Genomic DNA, 12,554 nt, shown 5'->3' on the forward strand with positions numbered 1-12,554 from the left:
CCGTGAGCGCCGTCCCCTCCGCAGGAACGCCCGAGCGGGCCGCCTCCTACCGGCCCTCCTCGCGCCGCACCGGCCGCTGGGCCGAGGCGGTCCTCCTCGTCGTCGGCATCCTCATCGGGCTGTCCGGCTTCGTCCTCACCGCCCTGGACCGCACCGGCTCCTCGCCCGCGCAGATCCTCCAGCTCGGCGGCTCCCTCGTCGTCGTCGCGATCGTCGTGCACCTGTGGGTGCGCCGCACCGCGCCCTGGGCGGACCCCGTGCTCCTGCCGGTGGCCGTCGCCCTCAACGGCATCGGCCTGGCGATGATCCAGCGCCTCGACCTGGCCTACAAGGCCAACGGGCAGACCCAGTACGTCGTCGGCGCCAAGCAGGCCATCTGGACGGGGATCGGCGTCGTCCTGTTCTGCGCGGTCCTCGTGCTGCGCGACTACCGGCTCCTGCGGCGCTGGGACCGCTGGGCGATGTGGGGCGGCCTGGCCTTCCTCGTCCTGCCCTTCGTGCCGGGCCTGGGCCGCAACATCAACGGCGCCCGCATCTGGATCCGGCTCGGGCCGATGTCCTTCCAGCCGGCCGAGATGACGAAGGTGCTCCTCGCGGTCTTCTTCGCCTCCTACCTCGTGGCCAACCGCGACAACCTGGCGCTCGCCGGCCGCCGGGTCCTCGGCATGAACCTGCCACGCGCCCGCCACCTCGTCCCGCTGCTCATCGTGTGGGGCGTGTCCATCCTCGTGCTCGTCGCGCAGAAGGACCTGGGCACCTCAGTGCTGCTCTTCGGCCTGTTCGTCGTCACCCTCTACGTGGCGACGGACCGTCCGAGCTGGCTCCTCATCGGCGCCGCCATGTTCCTGCCCGCCGCCTGGTTCGCCGCGACCCACCTCCACCACGTCGCCCAGCGCATCACCGCGTGGCGCGACGCCATGAGCCCGGACGTCTACAACGCCCCGGGCGGCTCCTGGCAGCTCGTCACGGGCCTGTTCGGCATGGCCTCCGGAGGGCTCTTCGGAAGCGGCTGGGGCAAGGGCTACCCGAGCCTCGTCACCTTCGCGAACTCCGACTTCATCGTCGCCTCGGTGGGCGAGGAGCTGGGACTGACCGGCACGATCGCGATCCTCATGCTGTACCTGGTCCTCGTCCAGCGGGGCCTGCGCACGGCGATGGCGCTGCGCGACGGCTTCGGCAAGCTGCTCGCCACGGGCCTGTCCTTCACCATCGCCCTGCAGGTCTTCGTGGTCGTCGGCGGCGTCTCGCGCCTCATCCCGCTCACGGGCCTGACGGCGCCCTTCCTCGCCTACGGCGGCTCCTCCCTCGTGGCGAACTGGATCATCCTGGCGCTGCTGGTGCGCCTGTCCGACGCCGCCCGGCGCCCCGCGTCGGCGGCACCGCGGATCATCGACACCGCCGAGCTGCCCACCTCGATCCGCAGGCAGGTCCTCAACGCCTCCACGCCCGACGAGGCGGCCGGCGCCCGCCGGGGTCGATCCGCCCGCTCGGCGGGATCACCGGCCGGGGCCGGCTCGGCCGCGTCACCCGCAGCCGCCGACGACGAGGGGAGCCGCTCGTGAACCGGCAGATCCACCAGGTGACCGTCCTCGTCGTCGTCATGTTCCTCGCGCTGGCCGCCTCCCTCACGAGCGTCCAGGGCCTGGCCCGACCGGCCCTGTGGGAGTCCTCCTCCTCGCAGGGCACTCTCGTGACGGACTCGCGCAACGCCCGCACGGTCTACGCCGAGTTCGGCACGGACCGCGGCCCGATCCTCGTCGGCTCGACGGCGATCGCGGACTCCGAGAAGTCGAACGACGCCTACACCTACCTGCGGACCTACTCCAACGGCCCGCTGTACGCACCGGTCACCGGCTACTTCTCCACGGTCTTCGCCTCGATGACCGGACTGGAGCGGGCCTCCAACTCAGTCCTCAACGGCCAGGACCCCTCCCTGTTCTCCTCGCGCCTGCAGGCCCTCGTCACGGGCTCGAGCCAGGAGGGCGGAGGCCTCCAGCTCACCCTCGACCCGGACGTCCAGCAGGCCGCCTACTCGGCGCTCGGCGACCGCAAGGGGGCCGTCGTCGCCCTGGACCCGGCCACCGGCAAGATCCTGGCCCTGGTGACCTCGCCGTCCTACGACCCCAACGAGATCGCCTCCCACGACGCCGCGACCGCGCAGGCCGCCTGGGACGCGCTGACCCAGGACTCGGCCAAGCCGCTCGTCAACCGGGCCATCGCCGGCGACCTCTACCCGCCGGGCTCCACCTTCAAGATCCTCACGATGGCGGCCGCGATCCGCACCGGCACGGCGACGTCGGACACGCAGGTCTCCGCCCCGGACACCCTCACGCTGCCGGGCACGACCCATGCCCTGTCGAACTACGCGGGCGAGTCCTGCGGCAACGGCACCGTCACCCTGCGCCAGGCCTTCGAGGAGTCCTGCAACACGCCCTTCGCCCAGCTCGCGATGGACGTCGGCGAGGACCAGCTCGAGCAGGAGGCCTCCGCCTGGGGCTTCGGCGCCGACCTGTCGATCCCGCTGACGGTGACGCCGTCGATCTTCCCGGCCAACGACTCCCAGGCGCAGACGGCGATGGCCGGCATCGGCCAGGCCTCCGTGCGCGTGACCCCGATGCAGATGGCGATGGTCGCGGAGACGGTCGCCAACGGCGGCACGCAGATGCAGCCGTACCTCATCGACAAGGTCCTCGACCACGACCTGTCCGTCGTCTCGACGACGACGCCGACGGTCGCGCGCACCCCGATCTCCTCCGACGTCGCCTCCGAGCTCTCCAGCCTCATGCAGGACGTCGTCAGCAACGGCACCGGCACGACCGCCAAGGTCGCCGGCGTCCAGGTGGCCGGCAAGACGGGCACCGCGGAGACCGGCTCCGACACGGGCGGCCCGGTGACGTGGTTCGTCGGCTTCGCCGGCACGGACATCTCAAAGCCCTCGATCGCCCTCGCCGTCGTCCTCGACGGCGGCGACCAGACCGCCTCGACGGGCACGGGCGGCTCCGAGGCCGGCCCGATCGCGGCCTCCGTCATCGACGCGGCGGTGGACCAGTGACCCCCGAGGAGGGCCTCGAGCTCGCGGGCCGCTACCGCCTCGACGAGCGCATCGCCCTGGGCGGCATGGGCGAGGTCTGGCGGGCCCGGGACCTCCGCTCCGGCAAGGACGTGGCGGCGAAGATCCTGCGCCCGGAGCTCAACGGGGACGAGATCTTCCTGTCCCGCCTGCGGGCGGAGGCGGCGAACTCCCGCGGCCTGCGCCACCCGAACCTCGCCGTCGTCCTGGACTCCGGGGAGGCGGAGGGCTCCGGCTGGATCATCATGGAGCTCGTCGTGGGCCGGGCCCTGTCCGACCTCCTCGCCGAGCGCGGCACCCTGCCGCCCGCGGAGATCCTGCCGATCGTCGCGCAGGTGGCCCGCGCCCTCCAGGTGGTGCACACGGCCGGCGTCGTCCACAGGGACGTCAAGCCCTCCAACATCCTCATCACCGCCGACGGCGTCGCCAAGCTGACCGACTTCGGGATCTCCACGGGCGCGAACCAGCGGCCCATGACGGCCACCGGCATGGTCATGGGCACGGCCCAGTACCTCGCGCCGGAGCAGGCGATGGGGAACATGGCCACGCCCTCCGGGGACCTGTACGCCCTCGGGGTCATCGCCTACGAGGCGCTCGTCGGCCACCGCCCCTTCACGGGCGCGACGCAGGTCGACATCGCCTTCGCGCACGTCAACGACCCGGTCCCCGAGCTGCCGGACTCCGTGCCGCCGGAGGTCCGCCGCGTCGTCATGGACCTCCTCGCCAAGAAGGCCGTGGACCGTCCCTCCTCCGCCCGCGAGGTCGCCCGGCGGATCGACCGGATCCTCGTCCACCTCGAGCAGGACTCCTGGGACCCGCGCAGCCCCCGGAGCTGGTCGTCCACGGGCCGCACGAGGGCCGCTGCCGGCGCCGACGACGGAAGCGGCTCCCCCGCCTCCTCGGCGGCGGCGCCGGGCGCCCCGTCGCAGTCGTCCCCGGGGACCGGTGCAGGGACCCCGGGCGCCCGAGCCCGACGCACGGTCCACCGTCCCGCGCGGGCGGGACGCGCGGCGCGCCCGGTCGGCCGCACCGCCGACGGCGCCCGCCGCACCGGCTCGGCCGGGACCGTCGGGACGACCCCGGCGCGCTCCTTCCCCGCCCGTCCGCAGGCCGACGCGTCCCCGCGCTCCGCGGGCGCCCCGTCGACGCCGTCGCGCCCCGGCGCCCGTCCGACGTCGTCCGCCCCGCCCACGGCGTCCTCACCGACGCCGGCCCGGCGCAGCACCGCGAGCGCCGGCGCAGCACCGGCGCAGCCCGTCCCCGTGTCCCGGGCGGCCTCGAGCCGCCCCGGCTCGCGCGCCGTCGACGCGCCGCAGCAGGCGGCCGCGCGCCGCCGCAGGAACCTGCTCATCGTCCTCGCGGTCGTCCTGCTCCTCGTCCTCGTCGCCGTGGTGGGTACCCTTGCGTCAGCGCACCCGGCGAGCAGCGACGCCGCTGCCGCCCCGTCCGTCATCCGTTCCGAGGAGGCACTGTGACCGCACACCCCCAGGTCCTCGCAGGTCGTTACGAGATCCGCGAGACCATCGGACGCGGCGGCATGGCTGAGGTGCACCTCGGCAAGGACACCCGCCTGGGCCGCACCATCGCCATCAAGCTCCTGCGCTCCGACATCGCGGACGACCCGACCTTCCAGGCCCGCTTCCGCCGCGAGGCCCAGAGCGCCGCCGCCCTCAACCACCCCGCCATCGTCGCCGTCTACGACTCCGGCGAGGAGGAGATGGTCCAGCCGGACGGCTCGACGAAGACCGTCCCGTACATCGTCATGGAGTACGTCGAGGGCCACACGGTCCGCGAGCTGCTCGGCGAGGGCGAGGCCGTCCCGATCACCGAGGCCATCGAGATCACCACCGGCGTTCTCGACGCCCTGGAGTACTCCCACCGCGCCGGCATCGTCCACCGCGACATCAAGCCGGGCAACATCATGCTCACCTCGACGGGCGCCGTGAAGGTCATGGACTTCGGCATCGCGCGCGCCATCGAGGACTCCTCGGCCACGGTCACCCAGACCCAGGCCGTCGTCGGCACCGCCCAGTACCTCTCCCCCGAGCAGGCCCGCGGCGAGGTCGTCGACGCCCGCTCCGACCTGTACTCCACCGGGTGCCTCCTCTACGAGCTGCTCACCGGTCAGCCGCCCTTCACCGGGGACTCGGCGGTCTCCATCGCCTACCAGCACGTCCGCGAGATCCCGCGACCGCCGTCGGCGCTCGCCCCGGACGTTCCCGAGCCCCTCGACCGCGTCACGCTGAAGTCGCTCGCCAAGCGCCGCGAGGACCGCTACCAGGACGCGGCGCACATGCGCGCCGAGCTCCTGGCCGCGGGACGCGGCGCCGCCGTCGGCGCCCCCGCGACGGACACGTGGAACCAGCCGACCACCGTCATGGCGACGGCCGCGGCCGTCCCGGGGAGCACCTCCCCCGCCCCCGCGCCGCCGTCCGCGGCCTCCGGGGCGGGCACGGAGACGGAGGAGGAGCCGGAGCGCAAGCGCCGCTGGTGGCTGTGGCTCCTCATCCTCCTGCTGCTCATCGCCGTCGGCACGGGCATCGGCCTGGCCGCCTCCGGGAGGATCGGCGGCTCCGGCGGGGCCAGCGCCTCGCCGAGCGCGACCGCCGTCTCGGTCCCCGACGTCGCGGGCATGAGCGAGTCCGAGGCGCGCTCCGCCATCGAGGGCGTCGGCCTGACGTACGTGCGCGGCGACGACGTCGAGTCCGACACCGTCGCCGAGGGCAAGGCCGTCTCCTCCGAGCCCGGCTCCGGCACCGCCGCCCTCCTCGGCACGGAGGTCACCGTCCACTTCTCCGCGGGCTCCTCGACCGTGACCGTCCCCGACGTCTCCGGGAGGTCCCAGGACGACGCGAAGAAGGCCCTCGAGGACGCCGGCCTCACGGTCGGCAACGCGACCACGCAGGACTCGACGACGGTCGCCAAGGACAAGGTCATCTCCACCGACCCGGCCTCCGGCACCTCGGTGTCCCGGGGGACGACCGTCTCCCTCGTCCTCTCGACCGGCCAGACCACTGTTCCCGACGTCACCGGTAAGTCCCAGGCGGACGCCCGCAAGGCCCTCGAGGACGCCGGGCTGTCGGTCGGCAACGTCACCTACGGCGACTCGACCGAGGACAAGGACACGGTCGCCTCGACCGACCCGGCCTCGGGCACGAAGGTCGACCTCGACACGGAGGTCTCCATCGTCCTGTCGAACGGCCCCTCTGTCCCGGACGTCACCGGGATGACGGAGTCGGACGCGAAGCAGACGCTGTCGAGCTCCGGCTACACGAACGTGGAGGTCAAGACGACCTCGGTCTCGAGCGAGTCGCAGAACGGCGTCGTGGTCTCGACGTCCCCGTCGGTCGGGTCCTCCACCTCGACCTCGAAGACGATCACCATCACGATCGGCAGCTACACCGCCACGACCGCCCCGACCTCGGCGGCGACGACGGCCGCCACCGCCAACGGGAACGGCCAGGGCAACGGCGGCAACGGCTGAGCCCGCCCGCCCCGCCCGCAGCCGAGAACGGCTCCGGCCCCGCGAGGGGTCGGAGCCGTTCTCCGTGCAGCGTCCTGAGCGGCCGGGCAGGTGCCGGGCACGGGCGGGGCGGCGCCGGGCCCTTGCGGGAGGGGTCCGTCAGACCGTGGCCTCGCCGGAGAGGTTGAAGGTCTCGTTGGCCCAGGGGAAGACCACCTGGAAGAGCAGCAGGACGACGGCCGCGGTGAGCACGAGGGCCTCGATCACCTTGAACCAGGTGGGGCCGGGCAGGTGGCGCCAGATCCATCCGTACACGTCAGTTCACCCCCGGGTCGCCCAGGACGGACTCCGGGCGCCCCTCGGAGCGGGGCATCCAGTAGGAGAACTTCGCCCAGGTGATCCAGCGGTGGTCGTTGCCCCACTCGCCGGTGGTGAGGGAGTGGCAGGTGGTCAGCGTGAGGTAGCGCTCCGTGGGCGTCTTGCCGGGCTCGTTGGGGACCGGGTCGATGACGTCGACGTCCGTCGGCTCGACGATGTCGTGGCCGGTGACGGTGTAGACGTACCAGGTGTCCTTGGTGGCGACGATGATCTCGTCGCCCTCCTCGAGCAGGTCGATGCGGCGGAAGGAGTTGCCGTTGGTGCGGCGGTGGCCCGCGAGGGCGAAGTTGCCGATCTCGCCGACCTGCTGGGTGTCCTCGTAGTGGCCGGCGGCTGCCTGGTCGAGGACGTCGGAGCTCGTGCCCTCGAGGATCGGCATGTTGTTGTTCGTCTTGCCGTACCACGTGGGGACGATGAGCATCCCGATGGTCTGGCCGTGGCCGACCTTGGCGACCTCCGGCGGGGCGTCGGTGTGCTTGGTGCCGACCTTCTCCGGCGACTCCGTCTGGGTCTGCTCGAAGCTCGTCGTGGCGGCCTCGGCCTTGGATCCGGCGGCGATGCCCGTCCACCACAGCTGCCACACGAGGAAGAGGGCGACGACGAGGCCCGTGGTGATGAGCAGCTCGCCCAGGCCCGACAGGGCGACGTCGAGCGGCCGTCTGCGTCGCGAGCCCGTGCTCGCGCTGCGTCGTGACGCCATGAGTTCTCCTAGGGTCCGGGGTCGGGCGCGCCGCCGGTCAGTGTAGGCGGCGCTCCGGCGGCTTCCCAGGGCGGGGAGCACATCCCGGGTCACGGATCCGTCTCCGCTCATGCCCTAGGCTAGGCGGCAGATCAGTCCCGCGAGCCGTCGCTCGCCCGTCCATGAGGAGCACGTGTGGCCATCTCCCTCCGCCGCTCGTCCAAGGACGACTCCGCCTCCGGCAAGAAGGCCTCCCGCTCAGGCAACCCGGCGAAGGCCGCTGCCGCGGAGCGAGAGAGGCTCGAGGAGTCGCGCGCCCAGGCGAACCGCGTCTCGCGCACCCCTCAGAAGGTCAAGGAGACCGGCAGCCCCCGCTGGTACGCGCCGAGCATGGTGACGCTCATGGTCATCGGCCTGCTGTGGGTCGTCGTCACCTACCTCTTCAAGGGCGAGTACCCGATCCCCTACTTCGTGCAGCACCACGCCTCGGACCTGCTGGTCAACGGCAACCTCTACATCGGCTTCGTCATCATGATGCTCGGCTTCCTGGGCCTGCTGCGCTGGAAGTGAGCCGAGGCCCGCGGTGAGCGGGCCTCCGACGACGCGTCACGGCGCCCGTCCCCGTCCGGGGGCGGGCGCCGCCGTCGTCCGGGCCTCCCGGGGTGCGGCTCAGAGCTGGACGCGGTCGGGGTGGGAGCCGAAGCGCCGACCGCGCTCGAGGCCGTCGAGCCGGGTGAGCTGCTCCTCGGTGAGGCGGACGGACAGGGCCTCGGCGTTCTCGGCGAGGCGGTCGCGGTGCGTGGACTTGGGGATGACGACGAGCCCGTGGGCCAGGTGCCAGGCGATGACCACCTGCGCCGGGGTCGCTCCCGCCTCGGCGGCGACCTCGCCGAGCACGGGGTCGGTGAGGAGGTGACCGCGGCCGAGCGGGGACCAGGACTCGGTGACGATGCCGAGCTCGTCGTGCGCGGCGCGCAGCTCGCGCTGCTGGAGGTAGGGGTGGAGTTCGACCTGGTTGACGGCGGGCACGACGCCGGTCGCGTCGATGATCCGCCGCAGGTGCCCGGCCTGGAAGTTGGAGACGCCGATGGCGCGCACGCGCCCGGTTCCGAGGATCTCGATCATGGTGCGCCACGTGTCGACGAGGTCGATGCCCTCGGACTCGGCGAGCGGCCAGTGGACGAGGAAGAGGTCGAGGACGTCGAGACGCAGGTCGTCCATGGTGCGCTCGAAGCTGGCGAGGGCGTCATCGCGGCGGTGGTTGGGGTTGTTGAGCTTGGAGGTGACCCACAGGTCGGCGCGCTCGACGCCGGACTCGGCGAGCGCGGCACCGACGCCGTGCTCGTTGCCGTACATCTGGGCGGTGTCGACGTGCCGGTAGCCGACGTCGAGCCCCTCGACGACGACGCGGCGGGCCTCAGCGGGGTCGACCTTGTAGGTGCCCAGACCCAGCTGGGGGATCGTCGCACCGTCGGCGCCCCGGCCGGTGCCGTGCTCGAGGGTGATGAGGGGGCTGTCGATCGCGGTGCTCATGCGCCCAGGCTATCGGCGGCGCCCGCCGTGCGAGGGCGATGCAGGAACCGGGGCGAACCGGGCCCGTCGCCGGGCCGTCCCCCGACGCGACGGGGCCCCCGCACCTCACGGTGCGGGGGCCCGGTCAGCGCGTGGGGCTGATCAGATCTCCGGCTCGGCGGGGAAGGGGGCCTCCTCGCCGTCCTTCTTCTCGGCGACCTTGGCCTTGGCCTGGTCCGTGACCTCAGCGGCCTTGTCCTTGGCCTGGCCGGCGACCTCAGCGGCCTTGTCCTTGACCTCGGAGGCCTTGACCTGGGCGAGCTCGGCGGCGTCGGCGGCCTTGGCCTTGAGGTTGTCCACCGCGGAGGGGGTGGAGGAGGCGTCGGCGGTGGAGTCCGCCCAGTACTCCTCGGCCCACGGGTCCTCGACGGGCTGGCTGCGGCGCCACAGGACGTAGGCGCCGCCGGCGGCGGCACCGGCGACGGTGAGCCAGCCGAGGCACTTGAGGAAGCGGTGCTGCTTGCGCGGCGAGGGCAGGTCCACGGCGGCCTTCTTGGCGGCGACGGCGGCGCGCTGGGCGCGCTCGGTCACGGTGCCGGGGGTCTTCGCGGCGGACTGGGCGGCGACGGCGGCGCGCTGGGCGCGGGGGTAGTAGTCCTCCGTGACACGGGCGCGGTACTCCTCGTAGGCGGGCTCGAGGCGGGCCTGGGCGTCCTTGGCGTATCGGGCGGCCTCGTCACGGGCGCGGTCCACGCGGGGCGAGAGCCACTCGGCGGCGCGGCCAGCCTGCTCGGCGACGGTCTCGACGAGGGAGGCGCCCTCCTCGCGGATCTGGTCGGTGTCGATCTTCTTGTCGATGGTCTTGAAGAGGCTCATACGGTCATCTCCCTGGTCAGGACGTGGACGTCTTCAACTGCGTGCTGGGATCATGGTCGCACTGTTGCCCAGGCGACGCCCAATGATGGCATGGTCGTTTTGCCTGGGGTGAACACTGGGCCCCACGCACGAGCGTCCCTGCTGCTCAGAGCCCCGCCGTGCGACGATGACGCCCATGGAAGCGACACTGCACACCAACCTCGGCGACATCCGCCTCGAGCTCTACCCCGAGCAGGCTCCCGAGACCGTCTCCAACTTCGTGGGCCTGGCCAAGGGCGAGAAGACCTGGACCGACCCCCGCACCGGCGAGCAGAACAACGAGCCACTCTACGACAACGTCATCTTCCACCGCGTCATCCCCGGCTTCATGATCCAGGGCGGCGACCCGCTCGGCACCGGCACCGGCGGCCCGGGCTACGTCTTCGACGACGAGATCGACTCCTCCCTCACCTTCACGGCCCCCTACGTGCTCGCCATGGCGAACGCCGGCCGCCGCCTGGGCAAGGGCACGAACGGATCGCAGTTCTTCATCACCACCGCCCCCACCGAGTGGCTGCAGGGCAAGCACACCATCTTCGGCGCCGTCGCCGACGACGAGTCCCGCAAGGTCGTCGACGCGATCTCAGCCGTCGCCACCGACCCGCGCGACCGTCCGCTCCAGGACGTCGTCATCACCTCGGTCGACGTCGCCGAGTGACCCACCGCCGTCGGTGCGGCCGCGGGCCCGGGCCCGCGGCCGCACCGGCACCAGCGCTGACGACGCCGTCGGACCGAACCCGGTCCGGCGGCGTCTTCCGTACCCGCACGAGGAGCCACGATGAGCCAGTCCCCGCAGGTCGCCGACGGCACCGAGCAGCCCCCGGCCTGCCCGCGCCACCCCGACCGCGTCTCCTACGTCCGCTGCCAGCGCTGCGACCGGCCGGTGTGCCCGGAGTGCCAGGTGCCGAGCTCGGTCGGGGTGCACTGCGTCGACTGCGCGCGCGAGTCGGCGGGCCGGCGACGCGGGGCGCGCACGCTCCTGGGCGGGACGGCGGTGGCCGAGGCGACGGTGACGCAGGCGCTCATCGTCGCCTGCGTCGTCGTCTACCTCGCCCAGAGGCTCGTGCCCTCGCTGACCTGGAACCTGGCGATGGTGCCGGCGCTGACCGGCTCCCAGCCCTGGCGCGTCCTGACCACGGCCTTCCTCCACGGCTCCTTCATGCACCTGGCCTTCAACATGTGGGCCCTGTGGGTGTGCGGCACCGTCCTGGAGCCCGTGCTGGGCCGCTGGCGCTACTGCGCGCTGTACCTGCTCTCCGCCCTGGGCGGCTCGACGGCGGTGCTGTGGCTGGCGCACCCCGGCGCCGACTCGTGGTGGACGGCGACGGTGGGCGCCTCCGGGGCGGTCTTCGGCCTCTTCGCGGCGATGTTCGTCATCCAGCACCGCTTCGGCCGGGACAGCTCGGCGATCCTGGGCCTCCTGGCCGTCAACCTCGTCATCTCCTTCCTGGGTTCGGGGATCTCCTGGCAGGGGCACCTGGGCGGCCTCGTCACGGGCGCCGTCGTCGCGGCGCTGTACGCCTGGGCGCCGCGGCAGCGCCGGACCGGGTACGGGGTGTGGGGCTCCGTGGCGATCGGGGTCCTGCTCGTCGCCCTGTGCGTCCTCCGGGTCGCCATCGCCTGAGGCCGTCGACCCGACCGGGGCACCGGCACCCACTGCCGTCCACGCCCCCGCACCCACCAGGGTGCGGGGGCGTCGTCGTACCGCCGACGGGCCGCCGACGCTCGGTCACCCACCCCGGCCGAACGGTTATCCACAGGGTTACGCCACCATGTGGAGACTGGGGAAGAACACCCGTGTCATTGCTCCACACCTGTGCACACAGATGTGGAACAACACCGCTGTCACTCTCCACAGCTGTGCCCACAGATGGGGATAGGCGCTGGTACCGAGCCCGGTCGACTCCCCAGCCCGAAACCACCCGCTGGGGAGCGAGGCCGTCCACCGTTGTGCGCCCGCGGTTGTGCTTCTTGTGGTTCCAGGGCCCTCGACGCCGTCGTCGAGGGCGTCGAATGACAAGGCTGTTAGAACAGCGGCCGGGGACGTCGTGCCGCGTTCCGCCGTCGACCGTGACCGGCGCCCGTCGCGGTCGATGCGCTCCCCGCCCCGAGCACGCGGAAGGAGCCCGGCACGTGCGTGCCGGGCCCCTTCGGGAGCTGGTGGAGCCAACGGGACTCGAACCCGTAACCCCCTGCTTGCAAAGCAGGTGCGCTACCAATTGCGCCATGGCCCCGGATGACCGCCTCGGCGGCGGTAGGGGATCAGTCGACCGGGTCGCTGACCTCGGACCATCCGGCCCGCTCCACGCGGGTCGCCTCGAGCCTGAGCCAGACGGTGTAGCCGATGGCCCCCAGGAACGAGAAAACCGCGGCTGCGACGACGGGACGGTTCCTCATCCGAAACCTCCTCGTGGCAACCGCGGGATGGTGGTGGGCCTAGCTGGACTCGAACCAGCGACCTCATCCTTATCAGGGATGCGCTCTAACCAACTGAGCTATAGGCCCGTGCGACGCGGAAGAGACTAACCCACCGCGTC

At 72.4% G+C, this 12,554-nt stretch carries 12 protein-coding genes and 2 tRNA genes; 7 read left to right on the forward strand and 7 right to left on the reverse strand.

Features of this window, described 5'->3' with window-relative positions; all coding sequences use genetic code 11:
- The first annotated feature begins 2 nt into the window (after positions 1-2).
- Genes AXF14_RS04615 through pknB form a run of 4 tightly spaced genes read left to right on the forward strand, consistent with a single transcriptional unit; the run spans position 3 to position 6,554 of the window.
- A complete protein-coding gene (locus tag AXF14_RS04615; protein WP_084355357.1) occupies positions 3-1,562 on the forward strand; it encodes an FtsW/RodA/SpoVE family cell cycle protein in 1,560 nt (519 codons plus the stop codon).
- Positions 1,559-3,052: a peptidoglycan D,D-transpeptidase FtsI family protein gene (locus tag AXF14_RS04620; protein WP_067941229.1), complete on the forward strand. Its 1,494-nt coding sequence runs from the start codon at positions 1,559-1,561 to the stop codon at positions 3,050-3,052. Before AXF14_RS04615 ends, AXF14_RS04620 begins: the two co-directional genes overlap by 4 nt.
- Entirely contained in the window at positions 3,049-4,545 is a 1,497-nt protein-coding gene (locus AXF14_RS14390; RefSeq protein ID WP_067941231.1) for a serine/threonine-protein kinase, read from the forward strand. Before AXF14_RS04620 ends, AXF14_RS14390 begins: the two co-directional genes overlap by 4 nt.
- Entirely contained in the window at positions 4,542-6,554 is a 2,013-nt protein-coding gene (pknB, locus tag AXF14_RS04630) for a Stk1 family PASTA domain-containing Ser/Thr kinase (RefSeq protein ID WP_067941234.1), read from the forward strand. Before AXF14_RS14390 ends, pknB begins: the two co-directional genes overlap by 4 nt.
- Before the next feature lie 138 nt (positions 6,555-6,692).
- Here pknB and AXF14_RS13935 read toward each other — a convergent pair whose 3' ends face one another.
- Together AXF14_RS13935 and AXF14_RS04635 are read right to left on the reverse strand one after the other, a co-directional pair.
- Positions 6,693-6,848: a hypothetical protein gene (locus tag AXF14_RS13935; RefSeq protein ID WP_169798251.1), complete on the reverse strand. Its 156-nt coding sequence runs from the start codon at positions 6,846-6,848 to the stop codon at positions 6,693-6,695.
- 1 nt (position 6,849) lies between these two features.
- Entirely contained in the window at positions 6,850-7,611 is a 762-nt protein-coding gene (locus tag AXF14_RS04635) for a class E sortase (protein WP_067941236.1), read from the reverse strand.
- 174 nt (positions 7,612-7,785) lie between these two features.
- On the opposite strand from AXF14_RS04635, the gene AXF14_RS04640 reads away from it, so the two are divergent.
- Positions 7,786-8,160: a cell division protein CrgA gene (locus AXF14_RS04640; RefSeq protein ID WP_236755985.1), complete on the forward strand. Its 375-nt coding sequence runs from the start codon at positions 7,786-7,788 to the stop codon at positions 8,158-8,160.
- Between the two features lie 99 nt (positions 8,161-8,259).
- Here AXF14_RS04640 and AXF14_RS04645 read toward each other — a convergent pair whose 3' ends face one another.
- Complete coding sequence (locus tag AXF14_RS04645; protein ID WP_067941238.1) at positions 8,260-9,123, reverse strand: aldo/keto reductase; 864 nt, start codon at positions 9,121-9,123, stop codon at positions 8,260-8,262.
- A 141-nt stretch (positions 9,124-9,264) separates the two neighbouring features.
- Entirely contained in the window at positions 9,265-9,978 is a 714-nt protein-coding gene (locus tag AXF14_RS04650; protein WP_236755986.1) for a YtxH domain-containing protein, read from the reverse strand.
- Positions 9,979-10,153: 175 nt separating this feature from the next.
- Between AXF14_RS04650 and AXF14_RS04655 the strand changes: the two genes are divergently transcribed.
- Both AXF14_RS04655 and AXF14_RS04660 read left to right on the forward strand, forming a co-directional pair.
- Positions 10,154-10,675 carry a peptidylprolyl isomerase gene (locus AXF14_RS04655; protein ID WP_067941240.1) on the forward strand — a complete coding sequence of 174 codons (522 nt, stop codon included), beginning with the start codon at positions 10,154-10,156 and terminating at the stop codon, positions 10,673-10,675.
- A 120-nt stretch (positions 10,676-10,795) separates the two neighbouring features.
- Positions 10,796-11,641 carry a rhomboid family intramembrane serine protease gene (locus AXF14_RS04660; protein ID WP_067941243.1) on the forward strand — a complete coding sequence of 282 codons (846 nt, stop codon included), beginning with the start codon at positions 10,796-10,798 and terminating at the stop codon, positions 11,639-11,641.
- 534 nt (positions 11,642-12,175) lie between these two features.
- On the opposite strand, the gene AXF14_RS04665 is transcribed toward AXF14_RS04660, so the two are convergent.
- From AXF14_RS04665 to AXF14_RS04670, 3 genes are all read right to left on the reverse strand, one after another.
- Positions 12,176-12,251: transfer RNA gene (locus AXF14_RS04665), tRNA-Ala, on the reverse strand.
- A gap of 28 nt (positions 12,252-12,279) precedes the next feature.
- The gene (locus tag AXF14_RS14660) at positions 12,280-12,414 is read right to left on the reverse strand and encodes a hypothetical protein (RefSeq protein ID WP_257721778.1); all 135 of its coding nucleotides are present in this window, start codon (positions 12,412-12,414) and stop codon (positions 12,280-12,282) included.
- A gap of 31 nt (positions 12,415-12,445) precedes the next feature.
- Positions 12,446-12,522: transfer RNA gene (locus tag AXF14_RS04670), tRNA-Ile, on the reverse strand.
- Between the last annotated feature and the right edge of the window lie 32 nt (positions 12,523-12,554).

The organism is Actinomyces radicidentis (assembly GCF_001553565.1).
GTDB classification, from domain to species: domain Bacteria; phylum Actinomycetota; class Actinomycetes; order Actinomycetales; family Actinomycetaceae; genus Actinomyces; species Actinomyces radicidentis.

What these genes read in the sequence shown, in the direction of transcription:
- AXF14_RS04635 (WP_067941236.1), bottom strand. Translation starts at nt 7,611, where the DNA reads ATGGCGTCACGACGCAGCGCGAGCACGGGCTCGCGACGCAGACGGCCG.
- AXF14_RS04645 (WP_067941238.1), bottom strand. Translation starts at nt 9,123, where the DNA reads ATGAGCACCGCGATCGACAGCCCCCTCATCACCCTCGAGCACGGCACC.
- AXF14_RS04655 (WP_067941240.1), top strand. Translation starts at nt 10,154, where the DNA reads ATGGAAGCGACACTGCACACCAACCTCGGCGACATCCGCCTCGAGCTC.
- AXF14_RS04660 (WP_067941243.1), top strand. Translation starts at nt 10,796, where the DNA reads ATGAGCCAGTCCCCGCAGGTCGCCGACGGCACCGAGCAGCCCCCGGCC.
- AXF14_RS04650 (WP_236755986.1), bottom strand. Translation starts at nt 9,978, where the DNA reads ATGAGCCTCTTCAAGACCATCGACAAGAAGATCGACACCGACCAGATC.
- AXF14_RS14660 (WP_257721778.1), bottom strand. Translation starts at nt 12,414, where the DNA reads ATGAGGAACCGTCCCGTCGTCGCAGCCGCGGTTTTCTCGTTCCTGGGG.